This is a genomic window from Microbacterium cucumeris, assembly GCF_058349845.2.
Genome location: NZ_JBYRIZ020000001.1, coordinates 854165 through 880387, shown reverse-complemented (window position 1 = coordinate 880387; position 26223 = coordinate 854165). Strand labels below are relative to the sequence as shown.

Annotated in this window: 24 protein-coding genes; 13 read left to right on the top strand and 11 right to left on the bottom strand. The window is 70.1% G+C overall.

Translation table 11 applies throughout. The annotated features are described in order from the left end of the window. Positions 1-34: 34 nt before the first annotated feature. Positions 35-3709 (bottom strand): multifunctional oxoglutarate decarboxylase/oxoglutarate dehydrogenase thiamine pyrophosphate-binding subunit/dihydrolipoyllysine-residue succinyltransferase subunit, encoded by a 3675-nt coding sequence (locus AC3RXZ_RS04390; RefSeq protein WP_243224904.1) that lies wholly within the window; start codon positions 3707-3709, stop codon positions 35-37. A 159-nt stretch (positions 3710-3868) separates the two neighbouring features. Between AC3RXZ_RS04390 and guaB1 the strand changes: the two genes are divergently transcribed. The 4 genes from guaB1 (at position 3869) to AC3RXZ_RS04370 (ending at position 9176) form a co-directional block, all read left to right on the top strand. Then, positions 3869-5323: a GMP reductase gene (gene guaB1 / locus AC3RXZ_RS04385; protein WP_243224905.1), complete on the top strand. Its 1455-nt coding sequence runs from the start codon at positions 3869-3871 to the stop codon at positions 5321-5323. Positions 5324-5541: 218 nt separating this feature from the next. Continuing rightward, positions 5542-6522, top strand: a complete 981-nt coding sequence (locus tag AC3RXZ_RS04380; RefSeq protein ID WP_243224906.1) for a hypothetical protein — start codon at positions 5542-5544, stop codon at positions 6520-6522. Between the two features lie 270 nt (positions 6523-6792). Next, a complete protein-coding gene (locus AC3RXZ_RS04375) occupies positions 6793-8112 on the top strand; it encodes a hemolysin family protein (RefSeq protein WP_243224907.1) in 1320 nt (439 codons plus the stop codon). Further along, positions 8109-9176, top strand: a complete 1068-nt coding sequence (locus AC3RXZ_RS04370) for a hemolysin family protein (protein ID WP_243224908.1) — start codon at positions 8109-8111, stop codon at positions 9174-9176. The genes AC3RXZ_RS04375 and AC3RXZ_RS04370 overlap by 4 nt, the downstream gene beginning before the upstream one ends. Before the next feature lie 24 nt (positions 9177-9200). Here the strand turns inward: AC3RXZ_RS04370 and AC3RXZ_RS04365 are convergent, their stop codons facing one another. Further along, positions 9201-10268, bottom strand: a complete 1068-nt coding sequence (locus tag AC3RXZ_RS04365) for an NADH:flavin oxidoreductase/NADH oxidase (protein ID WP_243224909.1) — start codon at positions 10266-10268, stop codon at positions 9201-9203. 56 nt (positions 10269-10324) lie between these two features. Here AC3RXZ_RS04365 and AC3RXZ_RS04360 point away from each other — a divergent pair, with 56 nt between their 5' ends. Genes AC3RXZ_RS04360 through AC3RXZ_RS04340 form a run of 5 tightly spaced genes read left to right on the top strand, consistent with a single transcriptional unit; the run spans position 10325 to position 14545 of the window. Continuing rightward, complete coding sequence (locus tag AC3RXZ_RS04360; protein ID WP_243224910.1) at positions 10325-11149, top strand: ADP-dependent NAD(P)H-hydrate dehydratase; 825 nt, start codon at positions 10325-10327, stop codon at positions 11147-11149. Beyond that, positions 11146-12360 carry a hypothetical protein gene (locus AC3RXZ_RS04355; RefSeq protein WP_491493264.1) on the top strand — a complete coding sequence of 405 codons (1215 nt, stop codon included), beginning with the start codon at positions 11146-11148 and terminating at the stop codon, positions 12358-12360. The genes AC3RXZ_RS04360 and AC3RXZ_RS04355 overlap by 4 nt, the downstream gene beginning before the upstream one ends. 2 nt (positions 12361-12362) lie before the next feature. Next, positions 12363-12677: a thiamine-binding protein gene (locus tag AC3RXZ_RS04350; protein WP_243224912.1), complete on the top strand. Its 315-nt coding sequence runs from the start codon at positions 12363-12365 to the stop codon at positions 12675-12677. A 9-nt stretch (positions 12678-12686) separates the two neighbouring features. Beyond that, positions 12687-13901: an MFS transporter gene (locus tag AC3RXZ_RS04345; RefSeq protein WP_308220832.1), complete on the top strand. Its 1215-nt coding sequence runs from the start codon at positions 12687-12689 to the stop codon at positions 13899-13901. Between the two features lie 17 nt (positions 13902-13918). Next, positions 13919-14545 carry an NUDIX domain-containing protein gene (locus tag AC3RXZ_RS04340; protein ID WP_243224913.1) on the top strand — a complete coding sequence of 209 codons (627 nt, stop codon included), beginning with the start codon at positions 13919-13921 and terminating at the stop codon, positions 14543-14545. Between the two features lie 7 nt (positions 14546-14552). On the opposite strand, the gene metX is transcribed toward AC3RXZ_RS04340, so the two are convergent. Further along, positions 14553-15761: a homoserine O-acetyltransferase MetX gene (gene metX, locus AC3RXZ_RS04335; protein ID WP_243224914.1), complete on the bottom strand. Its 1209-nt coding sequence runs from the start codon at positions 15759-15761 to the stop codon at positions 14553-14555. 151 nt (positions 15762-15912) lie between these two features. Here metX and AC3RXZ_RS04330 point away from each other — a divergent pair, with 151 nt between their 5' ends. Beyond that, on the top strand, positions 15913-16533 hold the full coding sequence (locus AC3RXZ_RS04330) for an HAD family hydrolase (RefSeq protein ID WP_491493263.1): 621 nt from the start codon (positions 15913-15915) through the stop codon (positions 16531-16533). A gap of 76 nt (positions 16534-16609) precedes the next feature. On the opposite strand, the gene AC3RXZ_RS04325 is transcribed toward AC3RXZ_RS04330, so the two are convergent. Next, on the bottom strand, positions 16610-17932 hold the full coding sequence (locus tag AC3RXZ_RS04325) for a bifunctional o-acetylhomoserine/o-acetylserine sulfhydrylase (protein WP_243224916.1): 1323 nt from the start codon (positions 17930-17932) through the stop codon (positions 16610-16612). A gap of 149 nt (positions 17933-18081) precedes the next feature. Between AC3RXZ_RS04325 and AC3RXZ_RS04320 the strand changes: the two genes are divergently transcribed. The 3 genes from AC3RXZ_RS04320 to AC3RXZ_RS04310 are packed head-to-tail and all read left to right on the top strand — an operon-like array spanning position 18082 to position 20197. Further along, entirely contained in the window at positions 18082-18864 is a 783-nt protein-coding gene (locus tag AC3RXZ_RS04320; protein WP_491493262.1) for an SDR family oxidoreductase, read from the top strand. A 3-nt stretch (positions 18865-18867) separates the two neighbouring features. Then, positions 18868-19578 carry a uracil-DNA glycosylase gene (locus tag AC3RXZ_RS04315; RefSeq protein ID WP_243224918.1) on the top strand — a complete coding sequence of 237 codons (711 nt, stop codon included), beginning with the start codon at positions 18868-18870 and terminating at the stop codon, positions 19576-19578. A 4-nt stretch (positions 19579-19582) separates the two neighbouring features. Next, entirely contained in the window at positions 19583-20197 is a 615-nt protein-coding gene (locus AC3RXZ_RS04310) for a GNAT family N-acetyltransferase (protein WP_243224919.1), read from the top strand. Between the two features lie 9 nt (positions 20198-20206). Here the strand turns inward: AC3RXZ_RS04310 and AC3RXZ_RS04305 are convergent, their stop codons facing one another. The 7 genes from AC3RXZ_RS04305 to AC3RXZ_RS04275 form a co-directional block, all read right to left on the bottom strand. After that, entirely contained in the window at positions 20207-21022 is an 816-nt protein-coding gene (locus AC3RXZ_RS04305; protein WP_491493261.1) for an ABC transporter ATP-binding protein, read from the bottom strand. Beyond that, positions 21019-21828, bottom strand: a complete 810-nt coding sequence (locus AC3RXZ_RS04300) for an ATP-binding cassette domain-containing protein (RefSeq protein ID WP_243224921.1) — start codon at positions 21826-21828, stop codon at positions 21019-21021. The genes AC3RXZ_RS04305 and AC3RXZ_RS04300 overlap by 4 nt, the downstream gene beginning before the upstream one ends. Further along, the gene (locus AC3RXZ_RS04295; protein WP_243224922.1) at positions 21825-22694 is read right to left on the bottom strand and encodes an ABC transporter permease; all 870 of its coding nucleotides are present in this window, start codon (positions 22692-22694) and stop codon (positions 21825-21827) included. Before AC3RXZ_RS04295 ends, AC3RXZ_RS04300 begins: the two co-directional genes overlap by 4 nt. Then, positions 22691-23641 carry an ABC transporter permease gene (locus AC3RXZ_RS04290; protein ID WP_491493260.1) on the bottom strand — a complete coding sequence of 317 codons (951 nt, stop codon included), beginning with the start codon at positions 23639-23641 and terminating at the stop codon, positions 22691-22693. The genes AC3RXZ_RS04295 and AC3RXZ_RS04290 overlap by 4 nt, the downstream gene beginning before the upstream one ends. Positions 23642-23648: 7 nt before the next feature. Then, a complete protein-coding gene (locus tag AC3RXZ_RS04285; protein ID WP_243224924.1) occupies positions 23649-25166 on the bottom strand; it encodes an ABC transporter substrate-binding protein in 1518 nt (505 codons plus the stop codon). Positions 25167-25260: 94 nt separating this feature from the next. Next, on the bottom strand, positions 25261-25755 hold the full coding sequence (locus AC3RXZ_RS04280) for an alpha/beta fold hydrolase (RefSeq protein ID WP_491493259.1): 495 nt from the start codon (positions 25753-25755) through the stop codon (positions 25261-25263). After that, on the bottom strand, positions 25752-26126 hold the full coding sequence (locus AC3RXZ_RS04275) for an alpha/beta fold hydrolase (RefSeq protein WP_491493258.1): 375 nt from the start codon (positions 26124-26126) through the stop codon (positions 25752-25754). Before AC3RXZ_RS04275 ends, AC3RXZ_RS04280 begins: the two co-directional genes overlap by 4 nt. Between the last annotated feature and the right edge of the window lie 97 nt (positions 26127-26223).

Below are 26223 nucleotides of genomic sequence, written 5' to 3'. Positions count from 1 at the left end.
CCCGCCGAGGCGGGTGGGCTTCGTCGTGGACGGCTCAGATCGTGAGCGCGCGCTTGAGCAGGTCGGCCTGCTCAAGCGCGTGGACCTTCGAGGAGCCGGTGGCCGGCGACGCGGAGGCGGCACGGGCAACGGTGCGGAATTGCCGCGGGCCGGGGACGTCGGCGAACGCGAGGGCGAGGAACGGCCACGCCCCCTGGTTCTCCGGCTCGTCCTGCACCCAGACCAGTTCGGCGTTCGGGTACGAGTCCGTGATCGCCTTCAGGCCCTCGATCGGCGTCGGGTACAGCTGCTCCAGCCGTACCAGGGCGACCTCCGGGTTCGGGTTCTTCTCCAGCTCTGCGCGCAGATCCCAGTGGATCTTCCCGGAGTGCACGAGCACGCGCTTGACGGCGCTGCGCTCGAGCCCGCGGTCGTCGTCCAGCACCGGTTCGAAACGTCCCTGCGTGAAGGCCTCGACTGGGCTCGTCGCGCCGCGCAGGCGCAGCATGGCCTTCGGGGTGAAGACGATGAGCGGCTTGCGCGGCCGCGCGTAGGCCTGACGGCGGAGCAAGTGGAAGTGGGATGCCGGGGTCGACGGACGCGCCACGATCATGTTGTCCTGTGCGCACAGCTGGAGGAAGCGCTCGATGCGGGCGGACGAGTGGTCGGGGCCCTGGCCCTCGTAGCCGTGCGGGAGCAGCAGCGTCACGCTGGACTGCTGTCCCCACTTCTGGTCGGCGGCCGAGATGTACTCGTCGATGACGGACTGCGCGCCGTTGGCGAAGTCGCCGAACTGCGCCTCCCAGAGCACGAGCGCCTCGGGGTTCTCGACCGAGTAACCGTATTCGAACGCCATGGCGGCGTACTCGCTGAGCAGCGAGTCGTACACCCAGAAGCGGCCCTGGTTCTCGGACAGGTTCGCCAGAGGCAGCCATTCCTGCCCGTTCGCGCGGTCGTGCAGCACGGCGTGGCGCTGCACGAAGGTGCCACGCCGGGAGTCCTGCCCGGCGAGCCGGACCGGCGTGCCCTCGACGAGCAGCGAGCCGAAGGCGAGCAGCTCGCCGAAGCCCCAGTCGATGCCGCCGTTGCGGCTCATGTCGCTGCGCTTGTCCAGCAGCTGCTGGATCTTCGGGTGGACCGTGAAGCCCTCGGGCTTGTTGACGAACGCGTCGCCGATGAGGTGGATGACCTCGGCGGCCACGCCGGTCACCTCCGGCGCTCCGACGGCGGCCTCGACGGGAGCCAGGACCGGCGCGATCGGGGTCGCGCCCGTCTCGGCCGCATGCGTCTCGGCGAAGGCGACCTCCAGACGACGCTGGAAGTCGTCCTTGGCCTGCTCGTACTCCTCCTCCGTGATGTCGCCGCGTCCGACGAGCGACTCGGTGTAGAGCTTGCGCACCGAGCGCTTCGCCTGGATGAGGTCGGTCATCAGCGGCTGCGTCATCGACGGGTCGTCGCCCTCGTTGTGCCCGCGGCGGCGGTAGCACACCAGGTCGATCACGACGTCGCGGTGGAAGCGCTCGCGGTACTCGAACGCGAGCTGCGCGACGTGGATGACGGCCTCGGGGTCATCGCCGTTCACGTGGAAGATCGGCGCCTGGATCGTCTTGGCGACGTCCGTGGCGTACACGGAGGTGCGGGCATCCGTGGGGGTCGTCGTGAAGCCGACCTGATTGTTGACCACGACGTGCACGGTGCCGCCCGTGCGGTACCCGCGCAGTTGCGACATCTGCAGGGTCTCGACGACCACGCCCTGACCCGCGAACGCGGCGTCGCCGTGGACGAGGATGGGCAGCCACGAGAACGTGCCGATGGGCTTGCGGTCCTGCTTGGCGCGGACGATGCCTTCGAGCACGCCGTCGACGGTCTCGAGGTGCGAGGGGTTCGCGGCCAGGTAGACCGGCAGCTCCGAGCGGTCGTCCGCCACGAACGTCCCCTCGGTGCCGAGGTGGTACTTCACGTCGCCGGAACCGCGCTGGTTGCCGGGGGCCTGAGTTCCTTCGAACTCGCGGAACACCTGGCCGTACGTCTTCCCGGCGATGTTGGTCAGCACGTTGAGGCGTCCGCGGTGGGCCATGCCGATCGCGGCGCCGTCCAGACCGGCGGTCGCCGCTCCCTGGAGGATCTCGTCAAGCAGGGGGATGAGGGACTCGCCGCCCTCGAGCGAGAAGCGCTTCTGGCCGACGAACTTCGTCTGCAGGAAGGTCTCGAACGCCTCGGCCTCGTTGAGCTTGCGCAGCACGCGCAGCTGCTCGTCGTGACCGGGCTTTTGGTACTTGACCTCGACCTTCTCCTGGAACCAGCGCCGCTGCTCCGGGTCCTGGATGTGCATGTACTCGATGCCGAGGGTGCGGCAGTACGAGTCGCGCAGGACGCCGAGGATGTCGCGCAGCTTCATGACGCGCTTGCCGCCGAAGCCGCCAGTGACGAACTCGCGGTCGAGGTCCCAGAAGGTCAGCCCGTGGCTCTCGATCTCGAGGTCCGGGTGCGAGCGCTGCACGTACTCGAGCGGGTCGATGTCGGCCATGAGGTGGCCGCGCACCCGGTAGGAGTTGATGAGCTCCTGCACGCGGGACTGCTTGTCGACGCGCTCGGCGAGATCGACGGCGATGTCCGGGTTCCAGCGGATCGGGGCGTACGGGATGCGCAGCGCCGCGAAGATGTCGTCGTAGAAGCCGCGCTGGCCGAGCAGCAGCTCGTGCACCTTCTTGAGGAACTCGCCGGACCCCGCGCCCTGGATGACGCGGTGGTCATAGGTGCTGGTCAGGGTGATCGTCTTGCCGATCGCGAACTCGTTGAGCGTCTTCTCGCTCGCGCCCTGGAACTCCGCGGGGTATTCGAGGGCGCCGGCGCCGATGATGCAGCCCTGGCCCTTCATCAGGCGGGGGACCGAGTGGACCGTGCCGATGCCGCCCGGGTTCGTGAGCGAGACCGTGGTGCCCTGGAAGTCGGCGGCCGTGAGCTTGTTCGCCCTGGCCCTGGTGACGAGGTCCTCATAGGCGGACAGGTACTCGCCGAAGGTCAGCGACTCGGCGCGCTTGATGCTCGGCACCATGAGAGCGCGCGTGCCGTCGGGCTTCGGGAGGTCGATCGCGATGCCGAGGTTCACGTGGGCCGGAGCGACGACCGAGGGCTTGCCGTCGACCTCGGCGTAGAACACGTTCTGGCTGGGGAAGTCCTTCAGCGTCTGGATCAGCGCCCAGCCGATCAGGTGCGTGAAGCTGATCTTGCCGCCGCGCGTGCGCGACATGTGGTTGTTGATGACGATGCGATTGTCGATCATCAGCTTGGCGGGGATCGTTCGAACGCTCGTCGCCGTGGGGACGGTGAGCGACTCGTCCATGTTCGCGGCGAGGGTCTTGGTCATGCCGCGAAGCGTCGTGACCTTGTCCTCTTCGGCGGGCGCCTCTTCGGCGGGCTTGGTCTTCGCCTCGGGCTTGGGCGCCTGGGCCGGGATCGGCGCGGGCGCGGCCGGCTTGGCGGTGGTGCGCGCGACCGGCTGCGAGCCGATCACCGGGATGGGCGCCGTCACCGGGTGGGCGGGGGAGGCATCCGCGGGTGCGGCCTTCGCCGCGGCATCCGGCTGGTAGTTCTCGAGGATCGGCCACCACTCCTTGTCGACGGAGTTGCGGTCCGCCGTGAACTGCTCATAGAGCTCGTCGACGAGCCAGGAATTGGCTCCGAACCCCCCGTCGCCCGATGACCCGACGCCGGTCCCTTGGCTCGACACGCTCGATCGCCCTCTTTCATCGCTGAAGCTCTGTGCCACGCACAGGGTCAGGACGTCCCCCGCCCCGTGCGTTCTCGAAGATCAAGCCTAACGTGTTTTGTCCCCCGAATAGGCGACAGGACACGACCGATCCGGCGTGCGGAAAGCTACCGTGGGGGTATGGACTTCCTCGGCCCTCAGCCCACCGTCGACCTCACCTACTCCGACGTGTTCCTGGTGCCTCGACGATCCGGCATCACCAGTCGTCTGCAGGTGGATCTGGCGCCCCACGACGGGACGCCGGCGACCCTCCCGCTGGTGGCGTCGAACATGAACTCGGTCACCGGGCCGCGCCTCGCGGCGGTGCTGGCGAGACGCGGCGGGCTCGGAGTCCTGCCGCAGGACATGCCGCTTCAGGAGCTGGACGCCGCGATCCGCGACGTCAAGGCGCAGCCGGTCGCATGGGACACGCCGCTGGTGCTGCCGCCGAGTGCGACGGTCGCCGACGCGCTCGAGCTGCTGCCGGCCACGGAGGGGCATGGGATCGTCGTGGCGGAGGGGGACGGCCGGATCGACGCGTCCGGCATTCGCGGCATCCTGCCCGCCACGCGGCTCGCGACTGCCCTGCCCGACGCGCAGCTCGGCGACCTCGTGCACGCCGGGACGCCGTCGCTGGACGCCGAGGACGTCACCGACGGCCGCCAGGCCTTCGACCTCATCACCGAGGCCGGGGTCGAGACGGTGAGCATCGTCCACCACGGCCACCTGGTCGGAACCCTCAGCGCCCGCAGCGCGCTGCGCTCGACGCTCTACCGCCCTGCGGTGGACGCCGACGGACGACTGGCGGTCGCCGCGGCCGTGGGCATCAACGGCGATGTCACCGGGAAGGCGAAGGCGCTCGCCGCGGCCGGCGTTGACGTCCTCGTGATCGATACCGCACACGGCCACCAGGAGGGGATGCTCTCGGCGCTCGCCGCCGTGTCCGCCCTCGATCTCGGCATCCCGCTCGTCGCGGGCAACATCGTCACGGCAGACGGCGTGAAGGACCTCGTCGATGCCGGCGCGTCCATCCTGAAGGTCGGCGTCGGACCCGGCGCCATGTGCACCACCCGCATGATGACCGCCGTGGGACGTCCGCAGTTCTCCGCGGTCCTCGAGACCGCGGAGGCCGCTCGCTCACTCGGCGCCCACGTGTGGGCCGACGGGGGAGTGCGTTATCCGCGCGACGTGGCGCTCGCGCTCGCCGCGGGGGCGGCGTCCGTCATGATCGGATCCTGGTTCGCCGGCACGATCGAGGCTCCCGGGCGGCTGCAGACCGACGGCGAGGGCCGGATCTTCAAGGAGTCCTGGGGGATGGCCTCGACCAAGGCCGTCCAGGCCCGCTTCGGGCGCCTGGACCCCTACGAGCGCGCGCGCAAGGAGCTGTTCGCCGAGGGCATCTCGTCGTCGAAGATCTATCTCGACCCGCTGCGCCCCGGCGTCGAGGACCTCCTGGACATGATCACGTCCGGGGTGCGGTCCTCGTTCACGTACGCGGGGGCGGCGAGCGTGCCGGAGTTCCATGACAGGGCCCTCGTGGGTCTGCAGTCCGCCGCCGGTTACGAGGAGGGCAAGGCGCTCCCCGTCAGCTGGTGACCCGGCCTGCGGTTCGCGCGCTGCCTTCCCCGGTTTCGCTACACCTTTCCGCATCTACGACAGCTCCTTTCTGGCGCATTCGTCGAAAGGTGTCGCAGAACCTGAGGGAAAGGGGCGGGGCGGAGTCGATCTACACGGCAGGGGAGAAGCAGCGGGTTCTCCACAGGGACGTGGGATTCTGCGTGTGCGGGCGTGCGGCGCAGCGGATGCTGGGGTGCATGACCCTCGAGCAGGATTCCGTGGTGGTGGTCACGCGCACCGGCGAGCGTCGATCCGACCCGATCGACTACCGCCACGTGCGCCGTGCGATGGACTCCGGCAGGGTGGTGCGCATCGCCCGCGGCAGCTACGCGCTCACGGAGCCATGGGGCGCTCTGAGACCGATCGAGCGGCATCGCCAGCGCGTCCACGAGGCGATGAGCCGTTTGCAGGGGCAGGTGGTGTTCTCTCACTTCGCCGCAGCAGCGATCCATGACATCGATGTGCTGGGGCAGTGGCCGCAGTCCGTCGACGTGCGGGTCGCACGCGCGAACGGTGGACGCTCCACAGGACTCATCCGTCGTCGGTCGATGGGGACCGATGAGGCCGAGACCGAACAGTGGAACGAGCATTTCGTCACCTCGGCCGCTCAGACGGCCATGGACCTCGCCGCCGTGCTGCCGTTCACGCTCGGGGTCGTGGTGATCGATCAGGTGCTCTGGTGGCGGCGAGAAGGCGGGGCGCTCGCGACGAAGGACGAGCTCCACGCGATCCTCGAGAACGGCAGCATCCGGCGCGGCCTGGTGAAGGCGCAGCGCACGCTCGAGTTCGGCACCCACCTGTCGGACTCGGTGCGCGAGTCCCACAGCCGTGTGCTGATCCATCGACTCGGCTTCCCGCCGCCTCTGCTCCAGCATCCGATCCGGCTTCTGGACGGGACTCTGGTCCACCCCGACTTCTATTGGGAACACGAGGATCACGCGGGGGAGTTCGACGGCGTCGGCAAGTATCTCGACCCCGCGCTGCTGGCCGGCAGGAATGCCGAGCAGGCTCTGATCGCCGAGAAGGACCGTGCGGACGCGCTGCGTCGGGTCGTGTCCGGTGCGTCGCGATGGCGGACGCCGGCGCTGCGCAGACCTCGCGAGCTCTACGACATCCTCACCGCAGACGGGATGCGCTCAGCGCGCCCCCGTCCTTCGGCGGGTTTCCGCCCCTGGTGAACGTCCGCTTCCTGCGGCGCCCGTCGTCGCGCAGCATCCGCTTCTGCGCCACTTCTCGACGAATGCGACTGAAAACATCAGTGGCATTCGTCGAAAGGTGTAGCAGAACCAGCGGCGGCAACCGGCAGCGCGAGTCCGGGGGCGGCGAAGAGGGACAACCGGGCGACATCACGGCGAAGGTCTGTAGAATCTACCCACTATGGACGACCCTCCCAGTTGCAGTATCTCGCCCCACCGCCCGCCCTTCCGCACTGAGGAGGGAGACAGTTGATGGATTACATCCTGCTGGGCGTGGGGCTCCTGCTCACGATCGGCACCGGTCTGTTCGTCGCGAGTGAGTTCGCGCTGGTGAACCTCGACCGCGCCGAACTCGAAGCGCGTCAGGCGCGCGGCGAGTCCCGCCTGTCGATGACCATCGGCGCCCTCAAGCACACCTCGACGCATCTGTCCTCCGCGCAGCTCGGGATCACCCTGACGACGCTGCTGACCGGATACACGATGGAGCCGGCCATCTCGCGCCTGCTCGGTCCTGTGCTGATCTCGTGGGGGATCGCCGAGGCCGTGGTCGCACCGACCTCGACCGTCGTCGGGATGCTGGTCGCGACCGTGCTCTCGATGATCCTCGGCGAACTCGTGCCGAAGAACTTCGCACTCGCGCTGCCGCGTCAGACGGCGAAGCTCGTGGTGCCGTTCCAGGTCGCGTTCACCGCGGTGTTCAAGCCCGTGGTGGCGCTGCTCAACGGCAGCGCGAACGCGGTGCTGCGCTCCATGGGCGTCGAGCCCAAGGAGGAGCTCTCCGGAGCGCGCAGCGCAGAGGAGCTCTCGTCGCTGGTCCGCCGTTCGGCGAGCGCCGGCATGCTCGAGGCCGACACGGCGAGCCTGCTCGATCGCAGCCTCACGTTCGCGCGTCTCACCGCGGCGGACGTCATGACGGCCCGGCCGAGCATGCACGCGCTGTCGGCGGGCGATCCCGTCGAGGACGTCATCCAGCTGGCCCGCCGGACCGGCCACAGCCGCTTCCCGGTGTACGACGAGGATCTGGACGACATCACCGGCGTCGTGCACCTCAAGGCCGCCGTCTCCGTTCCGCGCGAGCGCCGCGCCGACGTGCCCGTCGGGGCGCTGTCGACCGAGCCGCTGCGCGTCCCCGAGACGGTGCACCTCGACACCCTCATCGCCGAGCTGCGCGCCAAGGGCTATCAGCTCGCCGTCGTCGTGGACGAGTACGGCGGGACCGCCGGACTCGTGACCCTCGAGGATCTCGTGGAGGAGATCGTGGGCGAGGTCTCCGACGAGCACGACCGCACCAGGGCGGGCATCGTCCGCGGACGCGGCTCGATCACGTTCCCCGGTGAGCTGCGTCCGGACGAGCTGCAGAGCCGCACGGGCGTTCACGTCCCCGAGGGGGAGGTCTACGACACCGTGGCCGGATACGTCATGAGCGTGCTCGAGCGCGTCCCGGCCGCGGGCGACGAGGTCACGCTCGACAGCGGTGTGCTGGAGGTGGTGCGCATGGACGGCAGACGTGTCGATCGCCTGCGCTACACGCCGACGCCGGTGGACGCCCCGATCGAGGAGGTGCCCCGATGAACGACTGGGCAGGACTGGTCTGGCTCGTCGTGCTCCTGGCCGGCAACGCCTTCTTCGTCGGCGCCGAGTTCGCCGTGATCTCCGCCCGTCGCTCGCAGATCGAGCCCCGCGCCGAGCAGGGTTCGCGAGCCGCGAAGACCGCGCTGTTCGCGATGGAGCACGCCACGCTGATGCTCGCGACGTCGCAGCTGGGGATCACGATCTGCTCGCTGCTCATCCTGAACGTGTCCGAGCCTGCGATCCATCACCTGCTCGCCGTGCCGATGCACGCGATCGGATGGACGGATGCCGTCGTCGACGTCACCGCCTTCGTGATCGCGCTGGTGCTGGTGTCCTTCCTGCACGTCGTGTTCGGTGAGATGGTGCCCAAGAACCTGGCGTTCTCGGTGCCCGACCGCGCGGTTCTGATCCTCGCCACGCCGCTGGTCTGGGTGTCGAAGGTGTTCCATCCCGTCATCTGGGTGCTCAACACCGCGGCGAACGGCGTGCTGCGCCTGTTCCGGGTCGAGCCGAAGAACGAGGCCGCATCGACCTTCACGATCGACGAGGTGGCGACCATCGTGGACCAGTCGCGTCGCGAGGGCGTGCTGGCGGATGCCGCGGGCACGGTGGCCGCGGCGGTCGAGTTCACCGACAAGAAGGCGAGGGATGTGGCCGTGCCGCTCGCCGACCTGGTCACGCTGCCGCAGACCACCACGCCGGACGAGATCGAGCGCGCCGTGGCGCGCTACGGATTCTCGCGGTACGTGATCGTGGACGAGGCGGACGCCCCGGTCGGCTACGTGCACCTCAAGGACATCTTGCGGGCCGCCGAGGGCGAGGACGCCGCGCAGCGGGCGGTCGAGCCGATCCCCGCGAAGCGGATCCACCACATGGTCCCGGTCCAGGAGGACACCGACCTCGAGGACGCCCTCGCGGTGATGCGCCGGGCCGGTCGTCATCTCGCGAAGGTCCGTGACGCTCAGGGCGAGACCACGGCGGTGCTGTTCCTGGAGGACATCCTCGAGGAACTGGTCGGCGAGGTGCAGGACGCGACCAGACGCGTCGTCCACCGCGGAGAGTGATTCAGCGGGGTGGCGGTGAGGATCTCACCGCCACCGCGCGCGCTCGTACTGCGGCGGCCACGGCATCTCCACGCCGAGTTCGTGCGCGGCGCGCAGCGCGAAGTGCGGGTCGCGCAGCCACTCCCGGCCGGCGAAGATCGCGTCGGCCTCGCCGTCCTCCAGGACGCGCTCGGCCTGTTCCGCGGCGGTGATGAGACCCACGGCAGAGGTCGGGATGCGTCCTCCGCGCCGGACGGTGCCCGCCAGCCCCACCTGGTATCCGGGGAACACGTCGATGCGCTGATGCGCGACCAGGCCGCCGCTGGAGACGTCGATCAGGTCGGCGCCGCGCTCTCGCGCCCAGTCCGCGACGACGGCGGCCTCCTCGGGCGAGAATCCGCCGTCGGCGTGGTCGGTCGCGGAGATGCGCACGAAGACCGGTACCTCCTCGCCCGCCGTCCGCCGCACGGCGTCGAGGACGCGCAGCAGCAGTCGTGCGCGATTCTCCAGGGATCCGCCGTACTCGTCCTCGCGCAGGTTCGACAGCGGGGACAGGAACTGGTGGAGCAGGTATCCGTGCGCTCCGTGCAGCTCGAGCACGTCGAATCCGGCATCCAGAGCCCGTCGGGCTGCCGCGGCGAACGCGGCCACGACGGCATCGATCCCCGCGGCATCCAGAGCCCGGGGCGTGTCGAAGCCGTGGAACGCCACCGCCGACGGCGCGGACGTGATCCATCCGCCCTCGGACGCCGGGACGGAACCGCGCTGCTCGGCCCAGGGCCACCACGTCGACGCCTTTCGTCCGGCATGGGCGAGCTGGATCCCGGCGAGGGCGCCGCGGGCGTGGATGCCGGAGACGATGGGCTCCCACGCCTCGCGCTGCTCCTCCGTCCAGATGCCCGCGTCGCGCGGGCTGATGCGGCCTTCGGGAAGGACCGCCGTGGCCTCCGCGACGACGAGTCCGGCGCCGCCGGAGGCGAACTGGGTCAGGTGCGTGCGGTGCCAGTCCTGCACGACGCCGTCCACGGCGCTGTACATGCACATGGGGGACACCCACAGGCGATTCGGGAACGTGACGGAACGCAGACGCAACGGGGAGAAGAGCAGACTCACCCCTCGACGGTACCGCCGCGCGCGGGGGCGAAGGCCGTGCCGGTACCGTTGATCGCATGGTCGAGGTGCGTCAGTGGCGGCGGGAGGACAGCCTCCGCTTCGTGAGGGCGCCGGGGCCGGACGACGACAAGTACTCCCGCGGCGTCGTCGCGCTGCGGACGGGATCGGCGGAATTCCCCGGCGCGGCCGTGTTGTCCGTCGAAGCCGCGTGGCGTGCGGGAGCAGGATACGTCCGGTACGTCGGCTCGGCGCGGGACGCCGTGCTCGCGCGGCGCCCGGAGACCGTCGCTGCGGACGACCTCGGACGCACGCGCGCGGACGCCTGGGTGCTCGGCTCGGGAACGGATGCCGCCACGCGCACGGCCGAGGAGACAGCGGCCCTGCGAGGGATCCTCCGCGGTGAGATCCCCGTCGTCGTCGACGCCGGGGCGCTGGATCTCGCGCCGGAGGCGACGGCGCCGGTCGTCGTGACGCCGCACGCGGGGGAGTTCTCCCGACTCCGGGAACGGCTCGGCCTCGAGACGGGGGCCGATCGCGTAGTGGAGGCCGTGCAGACGGCGCAGGCCCTGGGAAGCACGCTGCTGCTGAAAGGCTCCCGCACTCTCGTCGCTTCCCCCGACGGCGTCGTGATCGAACTGCCGACAGCTCCCGGATGGCTGGCCACGGCCGGCAGCGGCGACGTGCTCGCCGGGGTCCTGGGCGCCGTGATCGCCGCGAACCCCGACGCGCCGCTCGCCCCGGCGGCCGCAGCCGGGGCATGGCTGCATGCCCGCGCGGCCCGCATCGCCGCCGGCATGTCGGACGGCCCGCCCGGCCATCCGATCGTCGCCCTGGACGTCGCCGAGGCGCTGCCCTCGGCGATCGGGGATCTGCTGTCGTGAACCGGCGCATCGTGCCCCTGTGGGCCGCGTTCCTCGCTGTGCATGCCGTAACGGCCTGGCTCGGCTGGGTGTATCCGAGCCAGCCGATGGGCGACGTCGTCCTGGTCTACGAGCCCTGGGCGACCTCTGCTCTGACAGGCGGGACGATCGTCGGCATCACCGAGCCGTGGGTGTACCCGCAGCTCGCCCTCGTGCCGATGATGCTCGCGAAGGCGATCTCGCTGCCGTTCGTGGGACTGTGGGGTCCGTCGGCGGCGTACCTCGTGGCCTGGGCAGTGCTCGTGACAGGCCTGGATGCCATTGCCTTCGCGATGCTCGTACGGCGTCGTCCCTCGGGTCCCCGTCGCGTCGCGGCGTGGTTCTGGACCGCCGCCGTGCTGCTGCTCGGGCCGATCGCGCTGTACCGCATCGACGCCGTGACCGTGCCGCTCGCCGTGACCGGCGGACTCCTGCTCGTGCGGCATCCCGCCGTCGGCGCCGCGCTGCTGACGCTTGGTGCCTGGATCAAGGTGTGGCCGGGGGCGCTCGTGCTCGCCGCCCTGATCGCGGCGCGTTCCCGGCTTCGGGTCCTCGCGACGGCGGCCGCCGTGTCCGCCGCGCTCATCGTCGTCCTGTTCCTCCTGGGCGCCGACCAGCACCTGTTCGCCTTCCTCTCCCAGCAGACCGGGCGCGGACTCCAGGTGGAAGCCGTGGCCGCGACGCCGTACCTCTGGGCGGCTCGGGCGGGCGCGGCATCCGTCGGCTACAGCTTCGAGATCCTGACCTTCCAGGTCGACGGCCCCGGGGTGGCGGTCGTCTCCGCGGTGCTGACACCGGTGATGGCGGTCGCGGTCGCCGCCGCGGCGGCGCTCGCCGCGGTGAAGAGCTTCCGCGGCGCGGCGTTCCGGCGCCTCTTCCCGCCGGTGGCGCTGACCCTCGTGACAGCGCTCATCGTGACGAACAAGGTCGGCTCGCCTCAGTTCCAGACCTGGCTGATCGCGCCGATCATCCTGTGGTTCGTGTACGACAGGGCGAGGGCCGGGGCACCCGCGGCGCTGGTCCTGGTGCTCTGCGGGCTGACCTGCCTGATCTATCCGCTCTCGTACGATGCGCTGCTGCGCACCGAGCTCGTCCCGGTGCTGCTGCTCACGGTCCGCAACCTTCTCCTCGTCGTCCTGTTCGTGATCGGCATCCGCGCGATCATCCGCACCCCCATCCCCACCCGGAGGTAACCATGCTCATCGCCTTCTCCGTCGCTCCGTCCGGCACCGGCCGTGCGGACGGATCCGTCCACGACGCCGTCGCCGCTGCTGTCAGGATCGTCCGCGAATCGGGTCTGCCGCATCGCACCACCAGCATGTTCACCGAGCTGGAAGGGGAGTGGGACGAGGTCATGGACGTCGTCAAGCGGGCGACGGAGGCCGTCATGCCGTTCGGTTCGCGGGTGTCGCTCGTGCTCAAGGCCGACATCCGTCCCGGTTACAAGGGGGAGCTGGATGCGAAGATCGATCGGCTCGAGGCGGCGATCGAGGACGCCGATCCCGCGTAGCATTGACGGGTGAACCACTCCTCGACACTCTCGAGGGGTGCGGCGACGAAGGCGCTCCTCTCTCTCGCCATCGGCTCCTTCGGCATCGGCATGACCGAGTTCGTCGCCATGGGGCTGCTCCCGGACATCGCACGGGACCTGCTGCCCGATCTCTGGGCAGCCTCACCCGAGGAGGCGATCGGGCGCGCCGGCCTGCTCATCTCGCTGTACGCGCTCGGCGTCGTGATCGGCGCTCCGACCATCGCGGGCCTCGTGGCACGGTTCCCTCGGCACCGCGTGATGATCGGACTCGCACTTGCACTGACGGTCTTCAACGCACTCACGGTCGTGCTGCCGAGTTTCGGCCTCGTCGGCGCGTCCCGGCTGCTGGCGGGCCTGCCGCACGGCGCTTACTTCGGCATCGGCGCCCTGGTCGCCGCGGACGTGCTGGGACCGGGCCGGCGCGCTCAGGGCGCGGCGTTCATCCTCACCGGCCTCACGATCGCCAACGTCGTCGGGGTGCCCCTCGGAACGTTCCTCGGCCAGAGCTTCGGATGGCGCACGGCGTTCCTCGTCGTGGCCGTCGTCTTCGCCCTCGCGACGCTGTGCATCGCCCTGTTCGTCCCCGAACACCCCGGAGACCCCGGGCGGAGCATGCTCGGCGAGTTCGGGGTGTTCCGTGTCGGCCAGGTGTGGCTGACGCTGGGGATCGGTGCCATCGGCTTCGGCGGATTCTTCGCGGTTTACAGCTACGTCTCGCCGCTCGTCACCGAGGTCGCCGGGGCCCCGGAATGGGCCGTACCCATCGTGCTCGTGCTCGTCGGCATCGGCATGACGGTCGGCAACCTGGTGGGCGGCTACGTCGCCGACCGGGATCTGCGCCGCACCCTCGTGATCGGGATGGCGGTGCTCGCCGGCATCCTGGTCCTGCTCGCGGTGCTGTCGTTCCACATCGTGCTGCTGGGACTGCTCGCGCTGGGGGTCGGGGCGGTGTCGTCCCTGCTGAGCCCCGCGATCCAGACGCGTCTCATGGATGTCGCAGGGGACAACCAGTCGATCGCCGCGGCGCTGAACCACTCCGCGCTGAACATCGGCAACAGCCTGGGAGCGTTCCTCGGCGGCACCGTCATCGCGCTCGGCTGGGGGTACACCGCGCCGGCATGGATCGGAGCACTGCTCGCCGCAATCGGCCTGGGCATCACGATGCTGGCGTACCGCGTGCAGCGCGCTCCGGTTCCCGCCTGAACTCGTAGAGTGGCTGCATGACGGACGGTCTGCCCCTCGCCGGAACCGTTGTCCTGGTGCGCGACGGCGCCGCGACGGTCGAGGTGCTGATCCTGCGCCGCCCGGCCCGCGGCTCGTTCGCGGATGCCTGGGTGTTCCCGGGCGGACTCGTCGAGGACGGCGACCGCACCGAGGGCGGGACGGGGCAGGATGCCGCGCGCGCCGCCGCCGCACGGGAGTGCGCCGAGGAGGTGGGGCTGCATCCCGTGGATCTCGTCCCGCTGTCGCGCTGGATCCCGCCCGCGCAGGCGCCGAAGCGCGTCGGGACGTGGTTCTTCCTTGCGGCGGACCCTGGCGGGGCGGTCGTACCCTCGCCGGACGAGGTGGTGGACTGGCGCTGGATCGGACCCGTGGAAGCGCTGGAACGCCATGCGGCCGGCGACATCGAGCTCTTCCCGCCCACGTGGGTGACGCTGCACGGCCTCGTGGGATATGCATCCGCGGCCGAAGCACTGGCAGCGGCCTCCGACGCCCCGACCTTCGCGACCCGACTGCTCCCCGGCGACGTGTTCTGCTGGGCGGGGGATGCGCGGCATCCGGACGGCGGCGAGGGCGTGCATCGCCTGGAGACGGCGGTGCGGCCCTGGCGCTATCGGCGGGACTGAGCAGCGGTCAGGCGGCGAGCAGCCGCCGCAGATGATCGCCCACGACATCGGTCTCGATGAGGAAGCCGTCGTGGCCGAAGTCGCTCGAGATCACGACGGCAGCGTCGCCGTCGAGCGTGTTCGGGATGCTGCGGGCGATGCGGTGCTGTCCCTCCAGCGGGAAGAGCCGGTCGGTGTCGATGCCGAGGACGAGCGTCGTCGCCGTCACGGTGCGCAGGGCGTCCTCGATGCCGCCTCGGTCGCGGCCGACATCGTGCGAGTTCATCGCCTCGACGAGCGTGATGTAGCTGTTGGCGTCGAAACGACGCGTGAACTTGTTGCCGTGGAAGTCGAGATAGCTCTCCACCGCGAAGCGCCCGCCGTGTCCGAGTGGGGAGAGATCCGACTGCCAGGACCGCTGGAAACGGCTGTTCAGCTCGATCGGGGAGCGGTAGTTCAGCATCGCCATGCGGCGCGCGAGCGCGAGGCCGCGGTGCGGGCCCTCGCCGGTGGGCGCGTCGTAGTACTCGCCTCCCTCGAAGCGCGGATCCATCCGGATGGTCTCCAGCTGCAGCATGTTCGAGGCGATCTGGTCCGCCGTGCTCGCCGGGGGAGAGGCCAGCACTGCGAGGCGCCCGACGCGCTCGGGGTGCGTGACCGCCCACTCCAGCGCGTGCATGCCGCCCATGGAGCCGCCGACGACCGCGCCCCAGCGATCGATGCCGAGCGCATCGGCCAGCCTGACCTGTGCGGCGACCTGGTCGCGGACCGTGAGGTAGGGGAAGCGGGATGCCCACTCGTAGCCGTCCGGGGCGATGCTCGCGGGACCGGTGGACCCCTGGCATCCGCCGAGGATGTTGGGGGCGACGACGAACCAGCGGTCGGTGTCGATGGCGGCGCCGGGGCCGACGATGTCGCTCCACCAGCCCGCCGTGGCGTGACCGGGCACGGCATCGCCGCGCACGTGGCTGTCGCCGGTAAGAGCGTGGGTGATGAGGATCGCGTTGTCGCGCTCGGGACTCAGCTCACCCCAGGTCTCGTACGCGATCCGGATGCCGGGGAGCTCCTGGCCGCTCTCGGTGCGGAAGGCGCCGAACGCGGCGAACCGGCGCTCGCCGATCGGGTCGCCGTCGCGCCAGGCGCCGGTGACCGGCGGCCGGGCGCGCATCATGCTGGCCTGCGCCTCGGTCACGCGCCGCGAGGGCACGGTCTCCTCCGACGTCGTCTGCCAGTCCATGCCTCCATTCTCGCCCGGTTCCGGACACGGCGGCGGAAGGTTACGTCGACACGGATCTCGCAGAACAGCACGGATCTCGCACGGATCCCGCGGATTCCTGCGAGATCGGTGCGAATCCGCGCGACGCGTGCGCCGGCGATAGGGTGATCGCGTGCCGCCCGTTCCGATCGCCCACCTGCTGTTCGACGCCGACGGTGTGATCCAGGAGATCCCCGGCGGATGGTACGCCGCCATGGAGCCGTATGTGGGCGATCGCTCCCGGGAGTTCCTGCACGCGACCTGGAAGGACGAGCGGCCGACGCTCGCGGGCATCGGCGACTACCGTCCGATGCTCGCAGCGACGCTGGAGGAGTACGGCGTCGCGGCACACGTCGACGACGTGCTCGCCGACGTCTGGTACCGGATCGATCCGCATCCGGAATCCCTCGCCCTGGTGGCGCGGCTGAGGGAGGCGGGGTACCGCGTGCACCTCGGGACCAACCAGGAGCCGTACCGCGCCGCGCACATGCAGACGGCGCTCGGGTACGCCGACCTCTTCGACACCTGCTTCTACTCGTGCGAGCTGAAGGCCGCCAAGCCGGATGCGGGCTTCTTCAGCGCCGTGGTGGCATCCTTGGCTGCGGAGCCGGAGAGCATCCTGTTCATCGATGACAGCGAGCGCAACGTCCTCGCCGCTCGAGAGGCGGGGATGCGCTCGGTCCACTGGCATCTGGATGCCGGTCACGCCGCTCTGCTCGAGGAACTCGCAGGCCACGGCGTCCGCGCACGCTGACGCGCCCGATGAGGCCGCACGCAGCGGATGCCCCGGACCGTGCGGCCCGGGGCATCCGTGTCCCTGAGGAGGAGGGTCAGGCGCGCGCGGCGTCGGAGACGCGGCGCGCGGCGGCGAGGGCCTGCTCGAGGTCCGCCTTCAGATCGTCGACGTTCTCCAGGCCCACCGAGAGGCGCACGAGACCCGGCGTGACGCCGGCGGTCAGCTGCTGCTCGGGGGTGAGCTGCGAGTGCGTGGTCGACGCCGGGTGGATCACGAGCGAGCGCACGTCGCCGATGTTGGCGAGGTGGCTGAACAGCGACAGGCTGTTGACGAACTCGCGGCCCGCCTCGACACCGCCCTTGAGCTCGAAGGAGAGCACGGCTCCGACCCCCTGGGGCAGGTACTCGTTGGCCTTGGCGTACCACGGAGACGTGGGAAGACCCGAGTAGTTGACGCTCGCGACGTCCGCGTGGTCGTCCAGCCACTCGGCGATCTCCTGCGCGTTCTGCACGTGGCGCTCGACGCGCAGCGACAGGGTCTCGATGCCCTGGATGAGCTGCCAGGCGCTCTGCGGAGAGATCGCCGAGCCGAGGTCGCGCAGCAGCTGCACGCGCGCCTTGATGATGTAGGCCAGCGAGTCGCCGACCGCCGTCGTGTAGCTGGCGCCGTGGTAGGAGGGGTCGGGCTCGGTGAGGCCGGGGAAGCGCTCGACGTTCTTCGACCACTCGAAGGTTCCGCCGTCGACGATGACTCCGCCGATCGTCGTGCCGTGACCGCCGAGGAACTTCGTCGCGGAGTGGATCACGATGTCGGCGCCGTGCTCGAACGGACGCAGCAGGTAGGGTGTCGCGATCGTGTTGTCCACGATCAGCGGGACGCCGGCGGTGTGCGCGACGTCGGAGACCGCGCGGATGTCGAGCACGTTGATCTTGGGGTTGCCCACGGTCTCGGCGAAGAACAGCTTCGTGTTCGGGCGGACGGCGCGACGCCACTCCTCGGCGTCGTCCTGGTTCTCGACGAAGGTCGTCTCGATGCCGAGCTTGGCGAGGGTGTACTTGAAGAGGTTGTACGTGCCGCCGTAGATCGAGCTCGAGGAGACGATGTGGTCGCCCGCCTCGGCGATGTTCAGCACGGCGAACGTGGAGGCGGCCTGACCACTGGAGAGGAGCAGGGCGCCGGTGCCTCCCTCGAGCGCCGCGACGCGCTGCTCGACGACGTCCTGCGTCGGGTTCTGGATGCGGGTGTAGATGTTCCCGAACTCCGCCAGGGCGAAAAGGTTCGCTGCGTGGTCCGCGTTGTCGAACACGTACGACGTGGTCTGGTAGATCGGCGTGGCACGGGCCTTGGTGACCGGATCCGGGGCGGCGCCCGAGTGGATCTGCTTGGTCTCGAAACGCCAGGACTCGGGTGCGGACATTGGTTCCCCCTGGAACTCTCGGATTCGGGTATGGCGGATGCCGTTTCAGAGACAGTACGGAAGCACGCGTCATGTCAACAACAGACGGGAAATGTGACGTAACACTCGCGCGCGCGGAAATCCGGTGGAAACGTCGTACGGTGGATGGCATGGTGACAAGGCGTGCAGTGGTGACCGGTGCGAGCTCGGGGATCGGGGAGGCGACTGTGCGCGCACTGCGCTCTCGCGGCTGGGACGTCGTCGGCGTCGCGCGCCGTGAGGACCGTCTCGCCGCCCTCGTGGCCGAGATCGGAGCCTCGGCGATCTCGTGCGACCTCACCGACGCCGCGGCGGTCGCCGCCCTCGTGTCCGAGCTCGAGTCCTCCGGACCCGTCCACGCGCTCGTGCAGGTCGCGGGCGGAGCGCGGGGCACCGACCGCGTCGAGGACGGTGCGATCGAGGACTGGCAGTGGATGTACGACGTCAACGTCCTCGCCACGCAGCGCCTCGTCGCCGGCATCCTTCCGCTGCTGCGCCGCGCGTCCGAGCAGGACGGCCACGCGGACACCGTGTTCGTGACGTCGACGGCCGCCCAGGTGGCGTACCCGGGCGGCGGGGGTTACAACGCGGCGAAGGCCGCCGAGGCGATGCTCGTGCGGGCTCTGCGCCAGGAGCTCAACGGCGAGCCGATCCGCGTCGTCGAGATCGCGCCCGGCATGGTGCACACCGAGGAGTTCACGCTCAACCGCCTCGGCGGAGACAAGGTCGCCGCCGACGCCGTCTACTCCGGTGTCGAGGAGCCGCTGCGGGCCTCGGACGTCGCCGACGTCATCGCCTACGCGCTCGACGCCCCGGGGCACGTGAACCTCGACCTGGTCACGATGCGCCCCGTCGCGCAGTCAGCGCAGCACATCCTCGCGCGGGGCCCGCTGCGTCCTCGCACCGAGGACTGATCGATGCCGCAGCGCTCGCTGTCCCAGCTCGCCGACGAGGGCCTGATCGATCCCGGCTGGGCGGACGCCCTCGCCCCGGTCGCGGACGTCATCGCGGGCCTGGGAGATCGGCTGCGCGCCGAGCAGGCCGCCGGTCGGGGGTACCTTCCCGCGGGTCACGACGTGCTGAGGGCGTTCCAGCGGCCGCTCGCCGACGTTCGCGTCCTCATCACCGGGCAGGACCCGTATCCGACCCCCGGTCATCCGATCGGGCTGTCGTTCGCGGTGGATCCCCTCGTGCGTCCGCTGCCGCGCAGCCTCGGAAACATCTACAAGGAGCGTGAGTCCGACCTCGGCATTCCGCCGGCGCCGCACGGTGACCTCACGGCGTGGAGCGACCAGGGCGTGCTGCTGCTGAACCGCGTGCTCACGGTGCGACCAGGCGCCCCGGCGTCGCACCGCGGCTGGGGCTGGGAGCAGGTCACGGAGCTCGCCATCCGGACGCTCGCGGCCCGTGACCGTCCGCTCGTGGCGGTGCTGTGGGGAAGGGATGCCGCGGGTCTGCGGCCGATGCTCGCCGACACCCCCGTGATCGCCTCGGCGCACCCGTCGCCGCTGTCGGCCAACAGAGGATTCTTCGGGTCCCGGCCGTTCTCGCGCGCGAACGCGCTGCTCGAGCAGCAGGGAGCCTCGGCGGTGGACTGGCGGGTCGCCGGAGAGCACGCCCTAAGCTGAGCGCATGCAGTTCGAACCCGGGGATCGGCGTCGCCGGCTCCCGCGGCATCTGCGGCAGCCGGAGCCCGAGCCGGACGTGTTCGCCTACACGATCCGGCCTGCGACCGCGCGCGACCTGCCCGACGTGCGCGAGATCTACAACCACTACGTCTCGAACTCGGTGGTGACGTTCGACGACAAAGGCAGCTCGCACCGGTACTGGCGGGAGAAGTTCGCCACCCTCTCGAAGCTCGGTCTGCCGTTCCTCGTCGCCGTCGCGCCGTCGGGGAACGTCATCGGCTACGCGCTGGTGTCGCCCTGGCAGGGCAAGAACTCGTATCGGTACACGGTGGAGGACTCGATCTATCTCGGCCCCGGCGCGGGCGGGAAAGGACTGGGGACCGCGCTGCTGCAGGCGCTGATCGACGCGTGCGAAGCCATCGGGCTGCGCGAGATCATGGCGGTCATCAGCGACAGCAGCGCCGAGGCGTCGATCCGGCTGCACCGGCGTCTCGGTTTCGTCGAGGTCGGTCGGATGGGCAGGGTCGGCTACAAGTTCGGCCGCTCCATCGGCTCGGTGTACCTGCAGCGCAAACTCAGGCCCCGGGGCCGCCGCTGGGGATCGCGCTCGCCGAGGTGACCGCGGACTTCACGCCTCATCGGGTCGCGGGATGACGGGGATCGCCGCGAGGAGCGCCTGCGTGTAGTCCTGACGCGGTCGCAGCAGCACCTCGTCGGTCGCGCCCTGCTCGACGACCTGCCCGTCCTTCATGACCACGACCGTGTCGCAGAGATTCTGAACGACGCCGATGTCGTGAGACACGAGCAGCAGCGTGAGCTGCTCGCTCAGGCGCAGCTCCGCGAGCAGCTGCAGGATCTGGGCGCGCACAGTGACGTCGAGTGCCGACATCGGCTCGTCGCCGACGAGGATCCGCGGGCGGTGCACGATCGCGCGCGCGAGCGCGATGCGCTGCCGTTGGCCGCCGGAGAACTCGTGCGGATACCGCTCCGCCATCTCCGGCTCCAGGCCCACCCGACTGAGGACGTCGTGGACGCGCGCGCGGTGGTCGCCCGGGACGCCGAGAGCGCGCAGCGGCTCGGCGATGATCCGTCCCGCGCTCATCCGAGGGTCGAGCGACGCGTAGGGATCCTGGAAGACCAGGCCCGTGAGCCGCCGGAGCCAGTGCAGCGATCGGGCGGAGGCGGCGGCATCCACCGCCCTGCCCTCGAGCTCGATCGATCCGCCGGAGGGCCGGTCGAGCCCGAGGAGGAGTCGGACCAGCGTGGACTTGCCGGATCCGGATTCGCCGATGATCCCGACGGCGGAGCCGGCCGCGACGTCCAGGTCCGTCGGATGCAGGGCCGTGGTCGTGCGCGAGCGCTCGAACATGCTCCTCTTCGGCACCGGGAACGAGCGGGACAGTCCGCGGGCCCGGATCAGCACATCGTCGCGTCCGCCGCTCATCGCGGTCCCCCGTCCGGCCGCCAGAGCGTCGCCGTCGCATCGCGAAGCAGACCCTGGGTGATAGGGGAGGACGGGGCGCTCAGCAGGGTCGCGACCGGGGCGGATTCCACGATCCTGCCGTGCTCGAGGACCACGCCGTGCGTGGCGACCTGGGCGAGCACCGCGAGATCATGGGTGATGAAGACGAGAGACATGCCCTCGTCCTCGACGAGCGACAGCAGCAGGTCCAGGATCTCGGCCTGGATCGTGACGTCGAGCGCCGTGGTGGGCTCGTCGGCGATGAGCAGCCGCGGTCGGCAGGCGAGGGCCATCGCGATCGCGACCCGCTGGCGCTGACCGCCCGAGAGCTGGTGCGGATAGCGGTTCACGATCGACGCGGGATCGGGCAGCCGGACTCTGGCCGCCTCCTCCACGGAGCGGGCGGCGGCCTCGCGGCGGGAGATCCCGGTGTGGATGCGCAACGACTCGGCGATCTGGCGTCCGACCGTGCGGATCGGGTTCAGCGCTGTGCGGGGCTCCTGGAAGACGATGCCGATGTCGTCGCCCCGGTAACCCGCCAACTCCCGATCCGGCATGCCGATCAGCTCCGTGTCGCCCCACCGGATGCTGCCGTTCGCCGTCGCGCCGGAGGGGAGGAGTCCCAGGACGGCGAGTGCTGTCAGGGATTTGCCCGAACCGGATTCCCCGATCAGTCCGAGGCGCTCGCCGGGACCGACCCGGAAGGAGATCCCGTCGATCACTCGTCGGCCGTCGATCTCGACGACGAGGTCGGTGACCTCGAGAGCGGCGTGCGCGGGCGCGGTCATGCGACCACCTCCGGGGTGTGGACCTCGGCGGAGCGGTGCGCGAGGGTCGGATCGGTCGCCTCGCGCAGGCTGTCGCCGAGCAGGTTGAGCCCGAGCACCGTGAGGGTGATCGCGAGTCCAGGCCAGACCACGGACAGCGGATGCACGGCGATGTAGCGCTGGAGATCGGCGAGGAGGATGCCCCAGGACGGCTCGACGACGCTGGCGCCGAAGCCGAGGTAGCTGAGACCGGCTTCGGCCAGGACCGCGACGGCCATCGACCAGGACAACTGGACGATGAACACGGGGGCGACGTTCGGGAGGAGATGCTGCACGAGGTTCTGCGCCGGGGTGAGGCCGGAGGCCCGTCCGGCGAGCACGAAGTCGCTCTGCTGCACGCGGCGCAGCTCCGGCCTGGTCACCCGCGCGATGTTGACGCCGAAGCCGATGCCGACGGACCAGATCACGACCCAGAGCGACCCGCCCCACACGGACGAGATCATCATCGCGATGAGCAGGACGGGGAAGGCGATGAGGATGTCGACCAGCACCGCGACGGTCTCGCGCAGCCAGCGCGCCGTCAGCGCACCCAGCGCGGCCAGTGCGATGCCAACGACCGTCGCGACGATCGCCGCTCCCACGCTCACGAACACCGTCGTGCGCGCTCCCGCCATGATGAGGCTGAGGATGTCGCGGCCCGTCCCGTCGGTGCCGAGCAGGTGCGGCCAGCTCGGGGTCGCCCAGCGGTCGCGGAGATCCGTGGACAGCGGGTCGAACGGCGTCCAGAACAACGAGACCACGGCGGTGAGGGCGATCACCAGCGCGACGACGATGCCGAAGCGCCCGGTGCCCGAGCCCCACAGCGCGCGCAGCCAGCGCGGAGTCATGCGGTCTCCCTCTGCCGGGGATCGACGACGTGGTGGACGAGATCGACCACGAAGCCGACGACGAGCACGAAACCGGTGAGGACGAGCAGTTCGCTCTGCACCTTGACGAGGTCGCGCGTGCCCACGTCCGCCACGAGCATCCGCCCGATGCCGGGGAGCGTGAACAGCTGCTCGATGACGACGGATCCGACGATGATCCCGGCGACCTGGAGTCCGAGCACGGTGATGATGGACAGGCCGACGGCCGGGATGCCGTGCTGGATGAGAGCGCGGTTCCGGCTGAGCCCCTTCGCGGCCGCGGTGCGGACGAAGTCCTGCCCCGCTGCCTCAAGCGTGGCGCTGCGGACGAATCGCATCAGCATCGCCCCCTCGACGATCCCGATGGTCAGGGCGGGGAGGAGCAGCGCGCGCAGCGCCTGCCACGGTTCCGACCACCCGTCACGGGGGAACCCCTGCGCCGGAAGCCACCCGAGCCACACTGCGAACACGACGATGAGCATCATGCCCGCCCAGACGACGGGGACGGCTGCGAGCGCCTGAGCTGCGACGCTCAGGCCGGTCCCGGCGGCTCGGCCGCGCAGCAGAGCGGACAGGATGCCGAACGGCACGGCGATCAGCAGGGCGATGACGAGCGACAGGATGCCGAGCGGCACGGTCACCTGCGCCTTGAGCGCCAGCTCCTCGCCGACCGAAGCGCCGGAGAGCAGCGACGTGCCGAGGTCGCCACGGAGGATCCCGCCGATCCAGTCGAGGTACTGGGCGGGCAGAGGGCGGTTCAGCCCCAGGGACTCACGCAGCTGCTCGACCTGGGCCGGGCTCGCCTGGGTCCCGGCGATGAGCTGGGCGACGTCACCCGGGAAGACCCGCAGGGTGAGGAAGATGAGCACGCTCGACACGAGGAGCCCTGCGATCAGCAGGGCTCCTCGTGTGAGCGCGTATCTCAGCATCCGGAGATCAGTCGGCCGCGACCGTCACGCCGGAGAGGTTGATGCGGGAGTTGATCGAGTCCTCGGGGAAGCCCGAGACCCCGGCGGTCAGGGCCGTGATCGTCGCGCCGTTGTACAACCAGTCGGCCGCGTGATCCTCGGACACGATCCGGGCCGCCTCGGCGAGCAGCTCGGCGGACGCCTCCGGGTCGATCTCGGCGAGCGCCTCGGTGTAGAGCGACTGGACCTCCGGGTTGTCGTACCCGAAGTAGTAGGTCGGGTCTGCGAAGTTGCCGAAGTCGCGCGGTTCGACGTGCAGCACGAAACTCAGCTCGTAGTCCTTGTTGGTGTAGACGTCCTCGAGCCAGGTCGCGAACTCCACGGAGTCGACCTCGAGCGTGACGCCCACCTCGGCGAAGTCGCTGATGAGCACCTGGGGCACCGTGGTGCCGTAGAAGTTCGGGATGGTCAGCGTGAGCTCGAGGTCCTCCTGACCGGCCTCGGCGAGCAGGTCCCTGGCGCGCTCGGGATCGTACGGCGCGACATCTGCGAGGTCCTCGTAACCGGGGTCGAGCTCGGGGATCGGGCCGTAGAGCGTCTGCCCCGCACCGACGGCCTCGACGAGAGCCTCGTGGTCGATGGCCAGGCGCAGCGCCTCGCGGACCCTGACATCGTCCAGGGGAGCGGTGGCGTTGTTGAACGCCAGGGTCGCCTTGTCGGTCGTGCGCCCGGTGGTCAGCGTGAAGTCGCCGGAATCCTCGAGCTGAGGGGCGAGGTTCGGGTCGACAGCGGTGAGCACGTCCAGGCTGCCGTCCAGCGCCGCGTTCACTCCGGAGGTGAAGTCCGGGATGTACTCGAAGACGACCTCGGCGACGCCGGCGGCTTCTCCCCAATAGGCGTCGTTGCGGGCGAAGGTGATCGAGGACCCCTTGCTCCACCGTGTCAGGGTGAACGGCCCCGTGCCGTTCTCCGCCGTCTGCAGGTCCGTCGTGTCGCCGGAGCGGAACACCAGGCCCCCGGGCCCGGTGAGGGCGAACAGGAAGTTCTGGTTGGGCTCGGTCAATGTGATGACGACCGTGGCGGCATCCGGTGCCGTGATCGACGCCACCTGCGCGAAGTCGTCATGCCCCTGAAGGGTCTCGTCGGTGCGGACCGCTTCGTAGGAGGCGACCACGTCGGCGGAGGTGAGCGCCTCCCCGGTGTGGAACACGATGCCCTCGTTCAGCGTGAACGTGTAGGTCAGGCCGTCTTCGGACACCTCGTACTCGGAGGCCAGGCGCGGCTCGATCTCGTTGTCCTGTGTGCGCGTGACCAGGCCCTCGTAGATGTTGTCGATGAGGATCTGCTCGAGCGCCGCCCCCGATGTGCGACGGATGTCGAGGTTGGTCGGCTCCAGGACGAGACCGACGGTGAGCGTGGCGTCGGGATCGGGCTCCCCGACGGAGGTCTCGGTGGGCTCGGGGGCACCGGTGCACGCGCTCAGGACGATCGCTGCGGCGGCGAGGGCGGTGACGGCGGTGAGTCTCCGTCGGGTGCGGGTGAACATGAGTGCGGGTCCTCTCAGGCGGCAGTGCGGTGTGCCGGGTGGGTCGAGCCTAGGGTGGCGGCGGTACGGGATGGGGGAACGACGGAATGCGCGGTCACATTCCGTCGTTTACGCGGGATCGGATGAGGTCGGCGAGCACGTCGGGCGCGGTCTCCTGGACGTTGTGGGTGGCGTCGATCTCGACGAGATCGGCCCGGGGGAGACGTCGCCGGTAGTCGTCGGCGTCCGCGGACGTGACGTAGCCGCGCGTGGCGCGCACCAGCGTGAGGGGCGCCGACACGCCGGCCAGGTCGTCCCATCCGTCCGTGCTGAGGACCGCACCGGGGGCTGCGGATCCGCCCTGCGGCTCGGCGAACACCCGCGCGGCCAGGTGCGCGAAGTGATGCTTCCATTCCACGCGACCGTCTTCGCGGATGCGCGAGTTGAAGAACACCCCGCGTTCGGTGTCCTCGCGCGACCCGCCCAGTCCGAAGGCGAGCGCCCGTTCCACGAGCTCGTCGCGGTCGGCGAAATCCGAGACGCGGAAGAACTCGCGCAGGGCGGCTGGCCCCGAGGCATCGATGCCAGGTGTGATGTCGACGACGATCACAGGCCGCCGAGGGACTGACCCACCAGAACGACGGGCGCATGCGACCAGTGCGGGAGCGCCTCGGCGATGTCGGCGGCGAGGGTGCGCGCCGAGTAGTCGAGGTCGTCGCGCCATGAGGAGTCGCCGTGGCCGGCGAGATCGATCGCCAGTGCGGGAACGCCGAGTCGCAGGATCGTGGTGTCCCAGGTGTGGGCGTTGAGACCGGCCCCGTGCAGGAGGACGACGCGGGGATCGCCGTCGCCGAACCGCAGAGCGCTGAGCGTGCGTCCGTCGGAGAGCGTGAACCCGATGCGCTCGGCGGCCGGCGGTCGGACGCCGATGGCCTCGGCCTGTGCGGGAAGATAGCGGAACTCGCTGATGTCGGTCGGCACGTCCATATTCTGCTCTGCACGACCGTCACGACGAAATGCCGGAGCGATATGACAAGCCTCCTCGGTCCTATGGTTGTCAAATTAGTGAACATGTGGC